Annotated in this window: 18 protein-coding genes; 13 read left to right on the top strand and 5 right to left on the bottom strand. The window is 64.9% G+C overall.

The genetic code is table 11. The features are described 5' to 3' along the window. Positions 1-240: 240 nt before the first annotated feature. From hemA to ABWO90_RS19075, 5 genes are all read left to right on the top strand, one after another. Positions 241-1,521, top strand: coding sequence for a glutamyl-tRNA reductase (gene hemA / locus ABWO90_RS19095; RefSeq protein WP_353192800.1), 1,281 nt, complete (start codon positions 241-243; stop codon positions 1,519-1,521). Beyond that, positions 1,522-2,604: a peptide chain release factor 1 gene (gene prfA, locus ABWO90_RS19090; protein ID WP_353192799.1), complete on the top strand. Its 1,083-nt coding sequence runs from the start codon at positions 1,522-1,524 to the stop codon at positions 2,602-2,604. It begins immediately after the preceding gene. Continuing rightward, positions 2,604-3,455: a peptide chain release factor N(5)-glutamine methyltransferase gene (gene prmC / locus ABWO90_RS19085; protein ID WP_353192798.1), complete on the top strand. Its 852-nt coding sequence runs from the start codon at positions 2,604-2,606 to the stop codon at positions 3,453-3,455. Before prfA ends, prmC begins: the two co-directional genes overlap by 1 nt. A 79-nt stretch (positions 3,456-3,534) precedes the next feature. Beyond that, a complete protein-coding gene (grxD, locus tag ABWO90_RS19080; RefSeq protein WP_353192797.1) occupies positions 3,535-3,849 on the top strand; it encodes a Grx4 family monothiol glutaredoxin in 315 nt (104 codons plus the stop codon). Between the two features lie 10 nt (positions 3,850-3,859). Then, on the top strand, positions 3,860-4,480 hold the full coding sequence (locus ABWO90_RS19075; RefSeq protein ID WP_353192796.1) for a UbiX family flavin prenyltransferase: 621 nt from the start codon (positions 3,860-3,862) through the stop codon (positions 4,478-4,480). A gap of 28 nt (positions 4,481-4,508) precedes the next feature. Here the strand turns inward: ABWO90_RS19075 and ABWO90_RS19070 are convergent, their stop codons facing one another. Continuing rightward, entirely contained in the window at positions 4,509-5,033 is a 525-nt protein-coding gene (locus ABWO90_RS19070) for a VOC family protein (protein WP_353192795.1), read from the bottom strand. Positions 5,034-5,251: 218 nt separating this feature from the next. On the opposite strand from ABWO90_RS19070, the gene ABWO90_RS19065 reads away from it, so the two are divergent. The 6 genes from ABWO90_RS19065 to ABWO90_RS19040 all read left to right on the top strand — a co-directional run bounded on the left by ABWO90_RS19065 (position 5,252) and on the right by ABWO90_RS19040 (position 12,026). Further along, positions 5,252-5,545, top strand: a complete 294-nt coding sequence (locus tag ABWO90_RS19065) for a hypothetical protein (protein ID WP_353192794.1) — start codon at positions 5,252-5,254, stop codon at positions 5,543-5,545. Between the two features lie 248 nt (positions 5,546-5,793). Next, the gene (locus ABWO90_RS19060; RefSeq protein ID WP_353192793.1) at positions 5,794-6,108 is read left to right on the top strand and encodes a hypothetical protein; all 315 of its coding nucleotides are present in this window, start codon (positions 5,794-5,796) and stop codon (positions 6,106-6,108) included. A gap of 1,019 nt (positions 6,109-7,127) precedes the next feature. Next, positions 7,128-8,825 (top strand): methyl-accepting chemotaxis protein, encoded by a 1,698-nt coding sequence (locus ABWO90_RS19055; protein WP_353192792.1) that lies wholly within the window; start codon positions 7,128-7,130, stop codon positions 8,823-8,825. Between the two features lie 66 nt (positions 8,826-8,891). Further along, positions 8,892-9,743, top strand: coding sequence for a CheR family methyltransferase (locus tag ABWO90_RS19050; RefSeq protein WP_353192791.1), 852 nt, complete (start codon positions 8,892-8,894; stop codon positions 9,741-9,743). Continuing rightward, positions 9,727-10,254, top strand: a complete 528-nt coding sequence (locus ABWO90_RS19045; protein WP_353192790.1) for a chemotaxis protein CheD — start codon at positions 9,727-9,729, stop codon at positions 10,252-10,254. Before ABWO90_RS19050 ends, ABWO90_RS19045 begins: the two co-directional genes overlap by 17 nt. Further along, positions 10,251-12,026: a chemotaxis protein CheW gene (locus tag ABWO90_RS19040; RefSeq protein WP_353192789.1), complete on the top strand. Its 1,776-nt coding sequence runs from the start codon at positions 10,251-10,253 to the stop codon at positions 12,024-12,026. Before ABWO90_RS19045 ends, ABWO90_RS19040 begins: the two co-directional genes overlap by 4 nt. A gap of 157 nt (positions 12,027-12,183) precedes the next feature. Here ABWO90_RS19040 and ABWO90_RS19035 read toward each other — a convergent pair whose 3' ends face one another. The 4 genes from ABWO90_RS19035 to ABWO90_RS19020 form a co-directional block, all read right to left on the bottom strand. Continuing rightward, positions 12,184-13,365: a DUF3734 domain-containing protein gene (locus tag ABWO90_RS19035; protein WP_353192788.1), complete on the bottom strand. Its 1,182-nt coding sequence runs from the start codon at positions 13,363-13,365 to the stop codon at positions 12,184-12,186. A gap of 86 nt (positions 13,366-13,451) precedes the next feature. Next, complete coding sequence (locus ABWO90_RS19030) at positions 13,452-14,237, bottom strand: 3-hydroxybutyrate dehydrogenase (RefSeq protein ID WP_353192842.1); 786 nt, start codon at positions 14,235-14,237, stop codon at positions 13,452-13,454. 170 nt (positions 14,238-14,407) lie between these two features. Then, positions 14,408-16,075 (bottom strand): energy-dependent translational throttle protein EttA, encoded by a 1,668-nt coding sequence (ettA, locus tag ABWO90_RS19025; RefSeq protein ID WP_353192787.1) that lies wholly within the window; start codon positions 16,073-16,075, stop codon positions 14,408-14,410. Between the two features lie 65 nt (positions 16,076-16,140). Beyond that, a complete protein-coding gene (locus ABWO90_RS19020) occupies positions 16,141-16,422 on the bottom strand; it encodes a 2Fe-2S iron-sulfur cluster-binding protein (RefSeq protein WP_353192841.1) in 282 nt (93 codons plus the stop codon). Positions 16,423-16,695: 273 nt separating this feature from the next. Here ABWO90_RS19020 and ABWO90_RS19015 point away from each other — a divergent pair, with 273 nt between their 5' ends. After that, positions 16,696-17,085, top strand: a complete 390-nt coding sequence (locus ABWO90_RS19015; protein WP_353192786.1) for a nucleotide pyrophosphohydrolase — start codon at positions 16,696-16,698, stop codon at positions 17,083-17,085. Between the two features lie 251 nt (positions 17,086-17,336). After that, positions 17,337-18,449: a metallophosphoesterase gene (locus ABWO90_RS19010; RefSeq protein ID WP_353192840.1), complete on the top strand. Its 1,113-nt coding sequence runs from the start codon at positions 17,337-17,339 to the stop codon at positions 18,447-18,449. Positions 18,450-18,474: the final 25 nt, after the last annotated feature.

The following is an 18,474-nucleotide window of genomic DNA, read 5'->3' as shown; positions in this document are numbered from 1 at the left end:
TCCAAGCCGTGTCGCCAGCCGCCGACACCGGCGGCAACCCACTGATATATCAACAATTTCTCGCGACGGCCCATGCGGCAACCGGTGGGTGCTATGCCCGGTATAAGGGCCGCCCATTTGTCAAAAGCGGACGTCTGCGCGATGATGGGGCACGCTGTCCCAGTGCGCGCGTGCGGGATGCCGGCGAAACCGGCATCGCGTCGACGCGCTATAATCAGGGGCTATCAGATACCCCACACCATGCAACTGCTCGCTCTCGGCCTGAACCACCACACGGCGCCCGTCTCGCTGCGCGAACGGGTGGCGTTTCCGTTCGAGCGGATCGAGCCGGCGCTGGCAGGCCTCAAGGACCTGTGGACCGGGCGATCGAGTGTCCCCGAAGCGGCCATCCTGTCGACGTGCAACCGCACGGAAATCTACTGCGTGACCGACGACGCTGCCGCCCGCGAGCGCGCGGTGCACTGGCTCTCGCAGTTCCACAACATTCCCGCCGGCGATCTCGCACCGCACCTGTACGCCCTGCCCCAGTCCGACGCCGTGCGTCACGCGTTTCGCGTGGCCAGCGGCCTGGATTCGATGGTGCTCGGCGAGACGCAGATCCTCGGCCAGTTGAAGGACGCCGTGCGCACGGCCGCCGAAGCCGGCGCCCTGGGCACGTATCTGAACCAGCTTTTCCAGCGCACGTTCGCGGTGGCCAAGGAAGTTCGCGGCCAGACCGAGATCGGTGCGCATTCGGTATCGATGGCCGCAGCGGCGGTGCGTCTGGCCCAGCGCATTTTCGAGAGCATCAGCACGCAGAAAGTGCTGTTCATCGGCGCGGGCGAAATGATCGACCTGTGCGCAACACACTTCGCCGCGCAGAATCCGAAAGCGCTGTACATCGCCAACCGGACGGCCGAGCGCGGCGAGAAGCTCGCCGAGCGTCTGGGCGGCACGGCCATCCGCCTGTCGGAGTTGCCGCAACGCCTGCACGAGTTCGACATCGTCGTGTCCTGCACGGCGAGCACGCTGCCGCTGATCGGCCTGGGCGCCGTGGAGCGCGCGATCAAGGCACGCAAGCACAAGCCCATGTTCATGGTCGATCTGGCCGTGCCGCGCGACATCGAACCGGAAGTCGGCCGTCTCGCCGACGTTTTCCTGTACACGGTCGACGACCTCGGCGCCGTGGTACGCGAAGGCAATGCGCTGCGTCAGGCTGCGGTCGCGCAGGCCGAAGCGATCATCGACACGCGCGTACAACACTTCATGCAATGGCTCGACGCGCGCAGCGTCGTGCCGGTCATCCGCGACATCCACGGCAGCGCCGAGGCGATGCGCGTGGCCGAACTCGAGCGTGCCCAGCGCATGCTCGCGCGTGGCGACGATCCTGCCGCCGTGCTCGAAGCCCTGTCCCAGTCCCTCACCAAGAAATTCCTGCACGGCCCGACGCACGCGCTGAACACGGCGCGCGGCGATTCGCGCGAGCAAATCATTCACCTCATTCCCGAACTGTTCCGCACCTCGGGATCCGCCGACAAATAGATGAAAGCGAGCATGCAAGCCAAGCTCGACCAGTTGACGCAACGTCTGGTCGAGCTTGATGGCCTATTGAGCCAGGGCGACGTTACCCGCGATCTGGACAACTACCGCAAGCTCACGCGCGAACACGCCGAGCTGGCCCCGGTGGTCGAGCAATACCAGCATTACCGCCAGGCGCTGAACGACGTTGCGGCAGCGCAGGAAATGGCCGCCGACCCCGAGATGCGCGAATTCGCGGAAGACGAAGCCGCGAATGCCCGCGCTCGCATGGAGGATCTGGAAGCCACGCTGCAACGCATGCTGCTGCCGCGCGATCCGAACGACGACCGCAACATCTATCTGGAAATTCGCGCCGGTACCGGCGGCGACGAGTCGGCGCTCTTCGCAGGCGACCTGCTGCGCATGTACTCGCGCTATGCCGAACGCCAGCGCTGGCAGGTCGAGATCATGTCGGCGAGCGAATCGGACCTGGGCGGCTACAAGGAAGTGATCGTGCGCCTGATTGGCCAGGGGGCCTACTCGCGCCTGAAGTTCGAATCGGGCGGCCATCGCGTGCAGCGCGTGCCCGCCACCGAGACGCAGGGCCGTATCCACACGTCCGCCTGCACGGTCGCCGTCATGCCGGAGGCCGACGACGTGGCCGACGTCGAGATCAATCCGGCCGACATCCGGATCGACACGTTCCGCGCGTCGGGCGCTGGCGGCCAGCACGTGAACAAGACCGATTCGGCCGTGCGCATCACGCACTTGCCCACGGGCATCGTCGTCGAGTGTCAGGACGATCGCTCGCAGCACCGTAACAAGGACAAGGCGCTCAAGGTACTTGCCGCGCGCATCAAGGACGCGCAATTGCGTGCCCAGCAGGCGAAGGAAGCCGCCACCCGCAAGAGCCTGATCGGCTCGGGCGACCGCTCGGAGCGCATTCGCACGTACAACTTCCCGCAGGGGCGGATGACGGACCACCGCATCAACCTCACGCTCTACAAGCTCGAGTACATCATGGACGGCGATCTCGACGAGATGATCAACGCCCTCGTGACCGAGCACCAGGCCGAACTGCTGGCGTCGCTGGGCGAGGCTGCCTGATGACGCAGGGCGCCGAGGGCACGGCCGGCGCGACGGTGGCGTCGCTGCTGCGCGAGCCGGGGCTGCCGCCGATGGAATCGCGCATCCTGCTCTCGCACGTACTCGGCTGGAGCCGCACACAACTGATTACCCGCGACCGCGAGCCGCTCGCACCGGACACGGTCGCCGTCTACCGGACGCTGCATGCCCGTCGCGTGGCGGGCGAGCCCATCGCCTATCTGACCGGCACGCGCGAGTTCTTCGGCCTGACGCTCACCGTCAGTCCGTCGGTCCTCATCCCGCGTCCGGAAACGGAGTTGCTCGTCGAGCTGGCGCTCGCGCGCATCGAAGGGCGGCAATCGCCGCGTGTGCTCGACCTGGGGACCGGCAGCGGTGCGATTGCCCTGGCCATCGCCCATAGCCGGCCGGACGCACAGGTCACCGCCCTCGACCGCTCGACTGACGCACTGGCCGTCGCGCAGGCAAACGCCCGCCAGCTCGGGCTGGACGGCCGCGTGCAGTTCATCGAATCCGACTGGTATGACGCACTCCCGCCGCAAACGCCGCCGTTCGATCTCATCGTCTCCAATCCGCCGTACATCGTGTCGGGCGACGAGCATCTCTCGCAGGGCGACCTGCGTTTCGAGCCCGTCGACGCCCTGACCGACCACGCCGACGGCCTCGCCGCCCTGCGTGTCATCGTGGCCGGTGCGCCGTCGCGCTTGCTCACCGACAGCTGGCTGCTCTGCGAGCACGGCTACCATCAGGCGGCCGACGTGCGCGCGCTGTGCGTGGCGGCGGGCCTCGCCGACGTGTTCTCCGAGCGCGATCTGGCGGACATCGAGCGCACCACGGGTGGCCGACGGGTCTGAGCGCGCCGACGGCCCCGCCGGAAAACCGCTAAAATGCCGGATACGCCGACTTTCCGGCAATCTCCACAGGCTTTTCACCATGACCACCCAACAGCGCATCCAGCAAATCGTCACCGATCATCCCGTCGTCCTGTTCATGAAGGGCAACGCGCAATTCCCGATGTGCGGCTTCTCGGGCCGCGCGATTCAGATCCTGAAGGCCTGCGGCGTCGATAACCTGTTCACGGTGGATGTGCTGCAAGACGAAGAGATTCGTCAGGGCGTCAAGGAATTCGCCAACTGGCCGACGATTCCGCAGCTCTACATCAAGGGCGAATTCATCGGCGGCTCGGACATCATGATGGAGATGTATCAGAGCGGCGAACTCAAGCAAGTGCTCGCCGAACTGGCCTAAGCGCATCTCGATGGTCGTGCCGACAGGCGTCTCGCGCGCTGACACCGGGCCGGCGCGGCTGGTCGTGGCGATTACGGGCGCGACCGGCGCCGTCTATGGCGTGCGGCTGCTCGAGCGCCTGCGCGCGATGGGCGGCGTCGAGACCCATTTGCTGGTCTCGAGTGCGGGTTGGCTGACGGTGCGTCACGAACTCGGCATGGAACGCACCGAAGTGCAGGCGCTGGCCGATCACTACCACAGCGTGCGGGAGATCGGCGCCAACATCGCCAGCGGTTCCTTTGCCACCGCCGGCATGGTCGTGGCGCCGTGCTCGATGAAGACGCTCGCGAGCGTGGCGCACGGGCTGTCGGACAATCTGATCGCACGCGCGGCCGACGTCACGCTCAAGGAGCGGCGCCGGCTCGTGCTGATGGTTCGGGAAACGCCGTTCAATCTCGCGCATCTGCGCAACATGACGGCCGTCACGGAAATGGGCGGGATCGTCTATCCGCCGCTGCCCGCCTTCTACAATCGCCCCGCGTCGCTCGACGCGCTGGTCGACGACACGGTCGGCCGGGTGATCGACCTGTTCGGTATCGCAGCACCCGTCTCGTCCAGTTGGGACGGTCTCGGAAAGGACGCCGAAGCCTGACGCGCTGCCCCGATGGCAACCGCATGCATTAGCGCACGCCGTCGACCCAGCGTTGCAGCGCATCGAGCGCGCCCGGCCGCTGACCGGCCGCCGATTCCGGTGTCTGCACACACAACTCCAGCATGATTTCGTTCGGATCGAGCAGGTAGAGATGCTCGCCGTCGCCATGTCGTTCGACCGCGAACGGCACGTCGTGCGAGGTGAGACGAGACTTCCACCGCTCCAACCCGTCGCGGTCGCTCACGCGCAGCGCGACATGATGAATCTGGGTGGCGGGCGAATCGGGATGCGCAGTGGGCGCGAGGCCGTCGCAGTTGAAGAAGGCCAGGGCCTGACCGGGCGCGACCTCATAGCTCACGAGCAGGTAGGGCTTGCCCCACAGGCGGCTCATGCCACTTTGCGCGCCCGCGAGTGTGAAACCCATGACATCGACGTAGAATCGGTGCGTGAGCGTCGCGTCGTAGCTCGGGTAAGCGACGTGATCGATGGCCACAGGGGTGACGGATGCCGCGGATTCGACGGCAGGACTCGGGTCTAGCACGGCCTGGTTCATCACGATCCCCCGGGCAACGGAATGGCGCAAACGCCAGCGAGGCCGCCGCGCAACGTGGCGACGGCATTCGGGAAACTGCGTCTGTAGTGTAGTCCTGCAACCCGCGCGGCAGCAACCGAGCGTCGCCCCGAGCCGCATGGACTATAGTGAAAACGCCACACTTTGCGCGCCAGGCCGCATTCCCCCGTGGTGTGACATGTTCGTGACCGGAGTTTGTCATGGAGACTACCCTCTCACCAGTCGTCGTCTACACCGTCGTGACGCTCGTGTTCGTCATGCTCGTCCTGGTCGTGCCTGCGGGTGCGCGCTGGCGTCACGTGGCGTGGCCCGCATCGGTGCCACCGCTCTCGCCACATCGCCCGGGTGACCTGCTCGGCACACCACGCACGCCCTACTGGCGCTCGCCGCACGAGACGCAGGATCTGCGCCGCCCGTCCTACTTCGCCACCTCGGCACGACGCGGTCGCCGCCCCGCCAGCTTTCTCGCCCCGAGAGACCACGAGCGGCGCTAAACGCTGCGGCGGGCACAAGCCCTGTGCCGTGCCGATTGATTGGCTAGCCTAACGATCCAGGATCGAGCCCCCCATATCGCCACGATTCGGGGGATGCGCCGCCACCTTTACGCCTTGTTACATCTGTAGTGCCGCCGTATCACCGGCGTCTGCGTGTCGTCCGTAAAATCGTGCTCACGGATCGCACGCCGGAACGCATCGACACGATGCCATGCACCGCCGGCTAGCGCAGATGACAAGGAGAACAGATGCAAGGAAAATTCTGGATCACGATGGCGGCCGCAACGGGAGTGGCCGCAGCGGTTGTTTCGGGCAGCGCATTCGCGCGCACCGACGTTTCGGTCAACATCGGCATTCCCGGGCCGGCCATCATCGCTCCGGCGCCGGTCTATGCACCGCCGCCGGTCTATGCTGCCCCGGCGCCGATGGTGGTGGCACCGCCCCCGCCCGTCTACTATGGACCGCCCCCGCGTTATTGGCGCGGCCCGCCGCCGGGCCACTGGCGCCACGACCGCGGCTGGGATCGCCGACACGACCGTCGCGGCTGGGACCATCACCGATAAGCCCGGCAGGATAAAAAGCCCCGCAGATTCGATTCTGCGGGGCTTTTTTCATCCATGGCCGATCACTTGTCGGCGCGGCGCATGATGCCGTGCATGAATGCGCATTAACGAATATGAATTCTCTTCTCCCCTCCCTTCCCATTCTTCGGCCTTCATCGGTGTTTCCTGAAGCGAAACAATGAAAATTCATTAAACGCTTCGACGGCCTATTCACCCCGTATCGGATGAAGTATTAATACCGATAGCAGCAAGAGTGCCCGTAATACCCTCCGTAATACGGGCGGGCCGGAACAACGACGCAACCGGCAAGAGTAATGGCAAGCAATGCGGCGACGACTAACTTCATGATCTGACTCCTGAGGAAGGGAACGTAAATTCGTTCGCTTTCTTTATATCGTCCGCCCTGCGCGAAGCCCATCACGCGTCTGTAAGCCGTGTAAGCGAAGGTTGCCAAAACGGGAATGTGTCGCACTTTGTTACGTAACATGCACCGACACGGCCCGTAACATCGCACCCCGGCGACATCTACAAAGGTAACAACGGTGCGGGTTTTCAGCGAATGGATTGTCTGGCACGCAGTTTGCATGATCAGAAGCGTCGCCCTTTCAATTGCCCCGAAGAGTGCGACTTTGAGTCTCCGCCTCCTCCCGTTTCAGACGCGGGAGGAGGTCTTTTTTCGCCGAATCCGCCCCCGCATCGCGATGCGTTCCTGCACCGGTACCGTGCAGGCGATCACGCATACCCCATTTCATTTGCGCGTTTGAAATGTATCGACGCTATAACACCGTCGACACAAAACGAGTTTCATTTCTATTTAAAGCCTTATTCCACGGGCATTAGCACGCGTTTTTACTGTTCACCGTAAAAACAACATGCGGGTAGGCACCAATCTAAAGTTGACTTCCGCGCTGTCGTAATCGCGTCTATAGAGGACTGCGTTGGGGGAAGGTAATGCGCGCAGATTCCCTTTCGTGACGGCCGCACGACACGCGCCGGGGCAAGCGTATCAGGAGAAGGTCATGGAAATCGCCACGCCTGAATTCCAGATGGAACAACAGGAACTACAGGCCGTCAGCGCCGCGCTCAATCGCGTGCAGGCCGTCATCGAATTCGATTTGCAGGGGCGAATCCTGCACGCCAACGAGAATTTCCTCAAGACCGTGGGTTACCGGCTCGACGAGATTCAAGGGCAACATCACCGCATGTTCTGCGAACCCGCCTACTCTGGCTCGCCGGCCTATCTCGATTTCTGGGCCAAGCTCGGGCGCGGCGAGTACGACAGCGGCGAGTACAAGCGCATCGGCAAGGGCGGGCGCGAAGTCTGGATCCGCGCCTCGTACAACCCGGTGTTCGACCCGAACGGCGTGGCGTACAAGGTCATCAAGTTCGCCACCGACGTGACCGCCGATCGCCAGCGTCAGGCCGAGTTCGAGGGCAAGGTGCAGGCGATGGACCTGGCACAGGCCGTCATCGAATTCCATCTCGACGGCACGGTCATCACGGCAAACGACAACTTTCTCAAGACCCTCGGCTACACGATCGACGATATTCGCGGCAAGCACCATCGCCTGTTCTGCGACCCGACCTACATCGCGAGCACGGCCTACCAGGAGTTCTGGGCGAAGCTCAACCGGGGCGAGTTCGATGCCGGGCGCTACAAGCGTGTCGGGCGTGGCGGTCGTGAAGTCTGGATCCAGGCGACGTACAACCCGATCCTCGATGCCAACGGGCGCCCGTACAAGATCGTGAAGTTTGCGACCGACATCACGCAACAGGTCGAACTCGAGGCGAGCGTGAAACGCCGTGCGGAAGAGGATCAGCGCAAGGTGGCGTTGCTGCTCGACACCGTGAACCGCGCCGCCGCCGGCGACCTGACGGGCGAGATCGCCGTCGCAGGGGCCGATCCCATCGACCAGTTGGCCGACGGCATCCGCCACATGATGGACGACCTGCGCAGCGTGATCGGCAAGGTCGTCAAGTCGGCCGGCGAATTCTCCGGTGCGTCGCGCGACATTGCCGATCGGGCGAATTCCGTGGCCACCGGCGCGCAGGCGCTCGGGGCGACGGTTGAAGAGATGAACGCATCCATCGAGGAGCTCACGGCATCGATCAACTCGATTGCGGACAACACGAAGGGCGCCGACCAGCTCGCCAAATCGACGCAGCAGGAAGCCGAGACCGGTGCGCGCGCCATTGCCCGGTCGGTCGAAGCGATGGAACTCATCAACAAGTCGTCGGAAGACATCAGCGAGATCGTGAAAGTGATCGGGGAAATCGCCGGGCAGACCAATCTGCTCGCCTTCAACGCCGCCATCGAGGCCGCCCGCGCGGGCGAGCACGGCCTCGGCTTCTCGGTCGTGGCCGACGAGGTGCGCAAGCTCGCCGAGCGCTCGTCGCAAGCCACCAAGGAAATCTCCAAGCTCATCAACGAATCGACCAAGCGAGTGGCGCAAGGCAGCGAGGTGTCGCGTCAGGCGGGCGAGGCGTTCGAGAAGATCGTGGGCGGCGTGTCCCGCACCACGCAGGCGATCTCCGAGATCTCATGCGCCGCCGACGAGCAGCTCGTGGCGGCGCGCGAGGTGAGCCTGGCAATCCAGCACGTCGCGGAAGAAACGGAAAAATCCGCCGCCGCGTGCGAGACCATTGCACAGGCGACGACCGGCCTCAATCAGGGCGCGCAAGATCTCGACCAGACGGTATCGCGCTTCAAGGTGTAAGCCGCACCCCGAGGGCTGCCCGAGCGAGGGCGGCCCTCCACTCAACGTCCGCCAAGAGGGCCCGATATGGCCAATACGGAAATCGACGCCGACGCCGATCCCGGTACGCAGCAAGCGCTTTTGCGCGCGGTGCACCGACACACCGGCATCTCGATGAACGAGAAGAAGTGGACGATGTTGCAGGGCCGTCTGCGCCCGCGCCTGCGTACCCTGTCACTGCGTTGCTATCGCGACTATCTCGCGTTGCTCGAGAACACGCCCGACGAAGTGCGCAACTTCGTGAACCTGGTCACGACCAACGAGACCACTTTCTTTCGCACGCCGCGTGTCTGGGACTACTTCGCCCAGCATTACCTGCCGCGCTGGCAAGCCGCGAATCCCGGGCGGACATTCCGCATGTGGTCGGCGGCCGCTTCTTCCGGCGAGGAACCGTATTCCGCCGCCATGATCTGCGAGGAATTCCGCGCGCGTCACACGAGTTTCCAATACCAGATCCACGCGACGGACATCTCAAGTCAGGTGCTGGCCGTGGCGATGGCAGGCAACTACGCCGGACGCAGCATCGATGGTCTGCGCCAACAGCGTCCGGCCATGCTTGCGAAGTATTTCGTTGCGAACTCGGGTGGGTTCTCGGTCGTACCCGCCTTGCGCAATCACATCACGTTTGCCGAGCACAACCTGTATCAACGCATGGCACGACGCGAGGCGTTCGATCTCGTGATGCTGCGCAACGTGCTGATCTATTTCGAGACGACCGATCAGGAACGCGTTCTCGAGAACGTGCGCCGAACGATCGCCCCCGAGGGCGTGCTGATCGTCGGCGAGTCGGAATCGCTCGCCCGGCTGTCCACCGGCTATCAGTTCGAGCAGCCACTCATCTACCGGAATCAGGGGGCCGCGAATGGGGTCGTCGCATGACATTCAGGTGTTGATGGGCGAGGTGCGGATCGGGCGCGGCGAAGACGTGCTGCGTGCGACGCTCGGCTCTTGCGTCGGCATCGGCCTGATGTGGCGCGCCCGCGGTTTGTACGCGCTCGCACACTGCCTGCTGCCCGAGGCCCCGAACCCCACGCTCGCCATCGGCGCGAAGTACGTGACGCAGGCAGTGCCGTCGCTGCTCGCGCTGATGAAAGCCGAGAACGCACGACGCGGCGAGATCGAAGCCGTGATCGCAGGCGGCGGCAACATGATGCCGCACCAGCCACCGGCCCGGCACGGCCTGATCGGCGTAGCCAACGCCAAGATGGCGCAGGCGCTGATCGCCGAGACGGGCATTCCGATCGTCCATGTCGAGGTCGGCGGCGAGGTGGGACGGCAATTGACCATCGACTGCGCGCATCATGCCTTCGCCGTGCGCGTGATCGGCACCAACGGCGGGGCGGCCGTACCGCGCCGCCCCGCTCTCCGACTCGTGGGACGCGAATCATGAACGCACGCACACCCGGCTTTCCGTTTCTGCATCGCGAGGCCATCACCGGCGCGAATGTCCTGCCGCCGACGGTCTCGCCGTATCAAGGCTACCAAGGCTACGGCGGCTATCGTGGCACCTACCCGGCGACGAGCACGGCAGTGACGGCGCCGATCGAGCCGGTACCGGCCGCCACGACTGACACGACTGCCGCGACAGCCACTGTACCCGCATCGAGCGCACTGGCACCGCGTTCGCCGGCACCGGACGACATCGAAGTGTTCGGCTCGTTTCTCCTCGGCGACGTGGAATTCGCACTGCCGATTGCCGCATTGCAGGAAGTGGTGAACTACCCCGAACGCGTCACCCCGGTGCCGCTCTCGCCGCCGTTTCTGCTTGGCCTGTTCAATCTGCGCGGCACGCTCATTCCCATCGTCGACCTGAAACCGTTGCTCGCGATGACCGCTGCAGGGCGGACAAGCGCCGCCGCCGTCGCGGAGAAGATCGCAATCGTGGACGTGGACGGCGTGCGCGTCGGTCTGCTGTTCGACGCGACGAGCGAGATCCTGCGTGTGCGAGGATCTCAGCGCACGGGCTTCGAATACGACCCGTCGCATGCGCACCCGCAGGTCGTCTCGGGCGCGATCAAGCTCGACGGCGGCGACCGCATTCTGCAGATCCTCGCGCCGGCCGCGCTCGTGCACATCGAGAACATGCCGCAGTTGCTCGCGCGTCAGGCGCTGAGCGCACCGCAGCGGCGGGCCCAGCGTCAGCGCCTGCAATGCGTATCGTTCACGGTCGAGCACTCGCGTCTCGCACTGCCGATGAGCGCGATCCGCGAGATCATCCGCATTCCCGAATTGCAGAACTCGGCGCTCGCCAGTGTGTTTTGCGTAGGCATGCTCAACCTTCGCGGCACTGTCGTGCCGGTGATCGACTTCGCGCACTTTCTGGGGCTTCAGGCCAGCCGCCCGGAAGCCGGGGTTGCCGGCACGCCGTCGGACCCGCGCCGCATCCTGATCGTCAAGCAGGAAGACGTGCATTTCGGCCTGCTGGTGGACGCAGTGGACAGCATCGTGACGTACTACGCCGACGAATTGCTCGCGATGCCGTCGTTCAGTGCGTCTCATGCGCAGCTCTTTTCGGGCTGCATCACCCGCGAGCAGGCCGACGACATCGTGCTGCTCAACGCTGACGAACTCTTTACCCATGCGCAGGTGATCGATCTCACCCGCGGCCATCGCGAGCTGTACCGCGAAGCGGACGGTGCGCAACGCGCCGGATCGGGCGACGCGACCGGCCGGGTTGGCAGGTCGTCGCGCGGCACGCGGCACGCCTACGTGTCGTTCCGTCTGCAACACATGCTGGCGGTGCGTCTCGATCAGTTGCGCGAGATCATCCATGACTCGCCAGACGTCATGCCCGCGCCGGGTGCGCCGCCGTTCGTACGCGGCATGCTCAATCTGCGCCGCGAGATCGTGACCATCGTCGATCTGCGCGCGCTCTACGGCATGCCGCCGCAAGACGACGCGCAGGCACGCAAGATCCTCGTCATCGAACACGGCCACGACAAGTTCGGATTGCTCGTCGACGCCATCGAGAACATCGTCACCATCGACGAGGCCGACAAGCTGCCCGTGCCCGCCATGCTGCTCGGGCGCGCCACCCACGAGATGCGCAACGACATGCGCGAGGCCGTGGAATTGCCCACCACCGATGGCGCGGCGCGCACAGCCATGCTGCTCGATCTGCAACCGTTGAAGATGCGGCTGGAGACAGCGCTGGCGCAGTAGGGGGCACCACGGGAGCGACTACATCGACTCAAGGGAGAGCCGGCGGATCGCGAGCGCCGGTCGCAGGACCCTGCGGCGTGTCGGGGGGCATGCCGCAGGGGTGGTACGGGGAATAGGGAGATAGGGAGATAGGTTGGCGTCGGAGGCGGTGTCGTCGTCAGACGACTTCGTGACGGTGGATGTCGTGTGTGATGAAGCCACGCGAGTCGCTGGGCATGGCCAGCCAGTCGGGATTCGCCAGCGTGCGGCGCACGTCGTCCAGACCGCTCGCCCAGTGATCGAGCATGGCAGCGAGTCCGAACTGGTAGTCCTTGTAGTGCCCTTCGTACTCTTTGTTGCGGTAAATGAGCTGAATCACGTTGTAGCGCTTGCTGCACGCGATCTCCTCGGCGGTGTGACACCACGGATCGCGTGCGCGCACGTCGGCCGGCACGCGATCGAGCACTTCGCGCAGCACGCGGCGATAGTGCTGCGCGCGCTGGAGGTTGTCCGTCACCAGACGCGTGCGGCTTGAAAACTGAATGTCCTTCTGCCGGTCCGCGACGTCGTTCAGATTGTCGGGCAACGGGCCGCGCGCACTCCACAAGTCGACCTGAAACGCGAGGGTGTCGCGCCGCGGCGAGGTGCCCAGCACTTCCGAGAGCGGCGTGTTCGATACCAGGCCGCCGTCCCAGAAGAATTGGCCGTCGATCTCCACGGCGGGAAATCCCGGCGGCAACGCGCCGGAGGCCATGAAGTGCTCCGGACGCAGCACTTCTCGCGTGTTGTCGAAGTAGACGAAATTCCCCGTGTGCACGTTGACGGCGCCCACGGACACGCGGATCTCGCGCGAATTGATACGGTCGAAATCGGCGAAGCGCTCCAGCGTGCCACGCAGTGCGGTGGTGTCGTAGTAGCTCGCGTGCGCCGGGTCGCCCATTGCGGTCGGCAGCGGCTGCGGCCAGCGCGGCGTGAAGAATCCCTTCTGCCCCTCGATCAGCGCGCGCCACGCTTGCCACGCGCTGTAGGCGACACGCCCGGACTCCGGACCATTGAGGATCGCCGCTTCCAGCGGCGCCGGCAATGGCGGGAACACGCCCGGCTCGCAGATCGTGCGCCAGAACGCCTCGAGTTGCGCCACGCGGCGCTCGGGCGCATTGCCCGCGATGATGGCCGTGTTCAGCGCGCCGATGGAGATGCCCGCGATCCAGTTCGGCGCGATGCCGGCCTCCGACAGCCCGGCGTACACGCCCGCCTGATAGGCCCCGAGCGCGCCCCCGCCTTGCAAGACGAGCGCGACCGTCTCGTAGGGCGGCAAATCGATGGCACGGGGGGGGACGTTGGGCGGGTTGGCCGTCATGACCGTTCTCCTGTCACGCGTTGATGCTGACGATGAAAACCACGCCGGCACGCGGCCGGCGCGTCGCTACGCTGCGCGCTTGCGCGTTACTGCATGAACCAGCCGTGGCTGACCACGAACGACTGGCCCGTGAACGCCGCGCTCGGGAACGTGCAGAGAAAGAGTGCGGTCTGCGCCACGTCGTCGACCGTGGTGAACACGCCATCGACGGTGCCGCCGAGCATGACCTTCTTGATGACGTCGTCTTCCGAGATACCAAGCTCCTTGGCCTGCTCCGGAATCTGCTTGTCGACGAGCGGCGTGCGCACGAAGCCCGGACAGATGACGTGCGAGCGCACGTTATGCTTCGCGCCTTCCTTGGCGAGCACGCGTGCCAGCCCCAGCAGCGCGTGCTTGGCGGCGACATACGCCGACTTCAGCGGCGAAGCTTCGTGCGAGTGCACCGAGCCCATGTAGATGACGATGCCACCGCGGTCGTCCTTGTACATGTGCTTGAGCGCCGCCTTGGTCGTGAGGAACGCGCCATCCACGTGAATGGCCTGCATCTTCTTCCAGTCGGAGAACGCGTAGTTCTCGATCGGATTGACGATCTGGATGCCCGCGTTCGAGATCAGGATGTCGATCGAGCCGAAGGCCTGCGCCACCTTGTCGATACCGCTGTTCACGGCTTCTTCGCTGGTCACGTCCATCGCCACGCCCATCGCACGCCCGCCGGCGGCCTTGATCTCTTCGGCCACCGCGTCGGCGCCCTGCTGGTTCAGATCGGCGATCGCCACGGCGGCGCCCGCCCGCGCGAGCGTCAACGCAATTTCCTTGCCGATGCCGCTGGCGGCCCCCGTCACCACGGCGACTTTCCCATTCAACTGATTCACTGACTGGCTCATTTGCACACTCCTGATTCGTCAAATTGGCGGGTCATGCGATGCACGGCATCGACATGGCACGTCGAACACTGGCTATCCGGCAGCCGACGACGCATTGCGAATGACACATCCGGCGGCCGTTCAAACAGAAAAGGCGCCTTGCGGCGCCTTTTCCTGCATTACCGCGCGATCGGCTTGTAGCGGATACGCTTCGGTTTTGCTGCCTCCTCGCCGAGGCGCTTCTTCTTGTCGGCCTCGTACTCCTGATAGTTGCCCGGGAAGAACTCGACGTGCGAGTCGCCTTCGAAGGCCAGGATGTGCGTGGCGATACGGTCGAGGAACCAGCGATCGTGCGAGATGACCATCACACAACCGGCGAACTCGAGGAGCGCATCCTCGAGTGCACGCAGGGTTTCGACGTCCAGATCGTTCGACGGTTCATCGAGCAGCAGCACGTTGCCGCCGGAGATGAGCGTCTTGGCCATGTGCAGACGACCGCGCTCGCCACCGGAGAGCGAACCGACCTGCTTCTGCTGGTCCGAGCCCTTGAAGTTGAAGCGGCCGATGTAGGCGCGCGACGGCGTTTCGTACTTGCCCACCGTCAGCACGTCGGCACCGCCCGAGATCTCTTCGAACACCGTCTTGGTGCCGTCGAGCGCGTCGCGGCTCTGGTCGACGTAGGCCATCTTGACCGTCGGCCCGATCTTGATCTCGCCGCTGTCCGGCTGCTCGCGGCCCGTGAGCATCTTGAAGAACGTCGACTTACCGGCGCCGTTCGGGCCGATGATGCCGACGATCGCGCCCGGGGGCACCTGGAAGCTCAGATCGTCGATCAGCAAGCGATCGCCGAAGGCCTTCGACACGTTCTTGAACTCGACGACCTCGTTACCCAGGCGCTCACCCACCGGGATGAAGATTTCCTGGGTTTCGTTGCGCTTCTGGTATTCCTGGCTGTTCAGTTCGTCGAAACGGGCAAGACGCGCCTTCGACTTCGCCTGACGACCCTTCGGGTTCTGACGCACCCACTCCAGTTCCTTCTTGAGCGCCTTCTGACGGGCCGACTCGCTCGACTCTTCCTGCTTCAGGCGTTGCTCCTTCTGGTCGAGCCACGAGCTGTAGTTGCCCTTCCAGGGAATGCCGTGACCGCGGTCGAGTTCGAGAATCCACTCGGCGGCGTTGTCGAGGAAGTAGCGATCGTGGGTGACGGCCACCACAGTGCCGGGGAAGCGCGTGAGGAACTGCTCGAGCCAGTCGACGGATTCGGCGTCGAGGTGGTTGGTCGGTTCGTCGAGCAGCAGCATGTCCGGCTTCGAGAGCAGCAGACGCGCCAGCGCCACGCGACGCTTTTCACCGCCGGAGAGCACGCCGATCTTGGCGTCCCATGCCGGCAGACGCAGCGCGTCGGCGGCCACTTCCAGCGTTTGCTCGATGTTGTTGCCGTCGCTCGCGGCGAGGATCGCTTCGTACTTGGCCTGTTCTGCGGCCAGGGCGTCGAAGTCGGCATCCGGCTCGGCGTAGGCGGCGTAGATCTCGTCGAGCTTCGTGCGGGCTTCCATCACTTCGCCCATGCCGCCTTCCACGGCCTCACGCACCGTCTGCTCGGGATCGAGTTGCGGCTCCTGCGGCAGGTAACCGATGTTCAGGTTCGCCATCGGGATCGCTTCGCCTTCGATCTCCTTGTCCACGCCCGCCATGATCTTGAGCAGGGTCGACTTGCCCGAGCCGTTCAGGCCCAGCACGCCGATCTTGGCGCCCGGGAAGAACGACAGGGAGATGTCCTTGAGGATATGGCGCTTGGGCGGCACGATCTTGCCCACGCGGTTCATGCTGAAAACGTACTGTGCCATTCGGCTTTCCTGATCCTGAAACGGTTATGACGCTCTGGCGCGAGCGTCAGATAGCGGCAAGTTTATCAAAGCGCGACACGCGCGGCATCGGACGCATCGATCACGAGCTCGCCGCGGGCGTAAGCGCAGCACGGCAGCAGCCAGCCTTCGGCCTTCTCGTCGCGCGACAGGCCCGGCCAGTCGATGCGATAAGCCACCGGCGCGGGCGCACCGCCCGTTTGCGCCTGACACAGGCAGGCGCGGCAGGTGCCGTTGCGGCACAGGCTCGGCAGCTTGATGCCCGCAGCCTGCGCGGCAAGCAGCACCGGCGTGTCGGCGGGAGCGTCGAACTGCCATCCCGACGGCATGAGCGTCACGCGATACGTGTCTGTCCCGGCAAGGGCGCCGGGCGGTGGGAAATCTGACGGAATGCGGGTCAAGGCAACGGGCGTCGAAAAGGTTCGGGAAGCACCGGTGTGCATCTTCGCGGTGCACGGCGCGTCTTGCGCCAACGCGCTACCATAACCCGTTCCTGCGACTTCATGTCGCGTCTCCGAATTCCTGCGGTACGGGTTCCGTCGGGGCGCCATTGCACCCGCCCCGGGCGACCTGTCGCTGCGCCACCTTTGCCCTTGCGCCCCATGTCTGCAGCCCCCGAGAATCGCGTCGCTCAGGGCGACGCCAACGCCCCCCATGCTGCCCCTGCCCGCCTGATCGATACCCACGGGCTGGAAGCGGCGCTGCACGCGTTCGCCGACGCGCGCGACTGGCACCGATTCCACACCCCGAAGAACCTCGCGATGGCGTTGTCCGTCGAAGTGGCGGAGCTCGTCGAGATCTTCCAGTGGCAAACCGACGCCGAAGCCGGCGCCGTCATGCAATCGAGCGAAGCCCGCCACGTGGAACAGGAGCTGGCGGACATCGCCATGTACCTCGTACGGCTGTCGTCGGTGCTCGGCGTGGACCTGAATCGCGCCGTGACGGAGAAACTCGTCATGAACGCGCAGAAATATCCGGCGCCGCCGGCGTGAGCCTTTCTGCCTGCGTCGACGTCCCCGCCGAGCGTGCCGCCCTGTATTGGGCCTCGGTATTTGACCCCTGTATTTAGCCCTTGTATTTGGTCGACGCGCCCACATAACGGCCACGTCGCCCCGAATTCCTACCGGACTTCACCATGTCGCAACCGTCTCACGCTTCTGATACTTCGCACCCACCCCCGGGTGCGGCGCATACGCACGGCAAGTCCTCGCGACGCACGTTGCCCGCGCGCCCGCGCTGGGTCATGCTCGCCCTCATCGCGTTGTTGCACGCATATATCGGCTGGCGTCTGCTCACCCCGCTGCCTGTCGCCATCGGCTGGAAGGTGCTCGGTGCCTTGTGGCTCGTGGCGTCGACCGTATTGATTCCCCTTGGCCTGATGAGCCGCGCGATCCAGCGCGAGCCGCTGGCGACGTTGCTGACCTGGAGCGGCATGACCGCCATCGGCATCTTCTCGTCGCTCTTCGTGCTGACACTTTTGCGCGACGTGGTGCTCGGCGTGGCGATGGCGTTCTCCGTACTCGATCCGCAATTGATCGTGCGCTCGGCGGTCATCGTGCTGGCGCTCACTGCGGTGGCCACGATACTGGGCTTCTACAACGCACGGCGTCTGGCGCGCGTCGTCGACGTCGACGTGCCGATCGCCGGGTTGCCCGCCGAGCTCAGGGGCTTCACCATCGTGCAATTGAGCGATATTCACGTCAGCTCGACGATCCGCCGTCGGTATATCGAAGCGATTGTCGAGGCGTCGAACGACCTCAAGCCCGATCTGGTGGCCATCACCGGCGACCTGGTGGATGGCGGTGTGCCGGCGCTGCGCGAACACATCGCGCCGCTCGCCCGGCTGACGTCGCGCCACGGCACCTACGTCTGCACGGGCAATCACGAGTATTACTCCGGCGCGCCCGCCTGGGTCGACGAGCTACGGCGCATCGGTCTGACGGTGCTGGAGAATGAACACGTGGTGCTCGACCACGAGGGCGCGTCGCTCACCGTGGCAGGCGTGACGGACTTCACCGCCCACCACTTCGACCCGGAAAAGCGCAGCGACCCGATGGCGGCCGTGGCGGGTGCCCCCATGGGTGTGCCGCGCGTGCTGCTGGCCCACCAGCCGCGCAGCGCGCCGGCGGCGCAGGAAGCGGGCTTCGATCTGCAACTCTCAGGTCATACTCACGGCGGACAATTCTGGCCGTGGATGTACTTCGTGCCGCTGCAACAACCGTATGTCCATGGGCTGCACCGCCTCGGCCGTCTGGCGATCTATGTCAGCCGGGGCACGGGCTATTGGGGGCCGCCCAAGCGCTTCGGCGCGCCGTCGGAGATCACGCGGCTGCGACTCGTGCCTGCGAAGGCTTAGAATGGCCGTCCCTGTTTTTCCTCGT

The organism is Pandoraea pnomenusa (assembly GCF_040391475.1).
GTDB classification, from domain to species: Bacteria; Pseudomonadota; Gammaproteobacteria; order Burkholderiales; family Burkholderiaceae; genus Pandoraea; species Pandoraea pnomenusa_C.
Note: the sequence above shows the minus strand (reverse complement) of the source record. Positions and strands in the feature narration are given on the sequence as shown.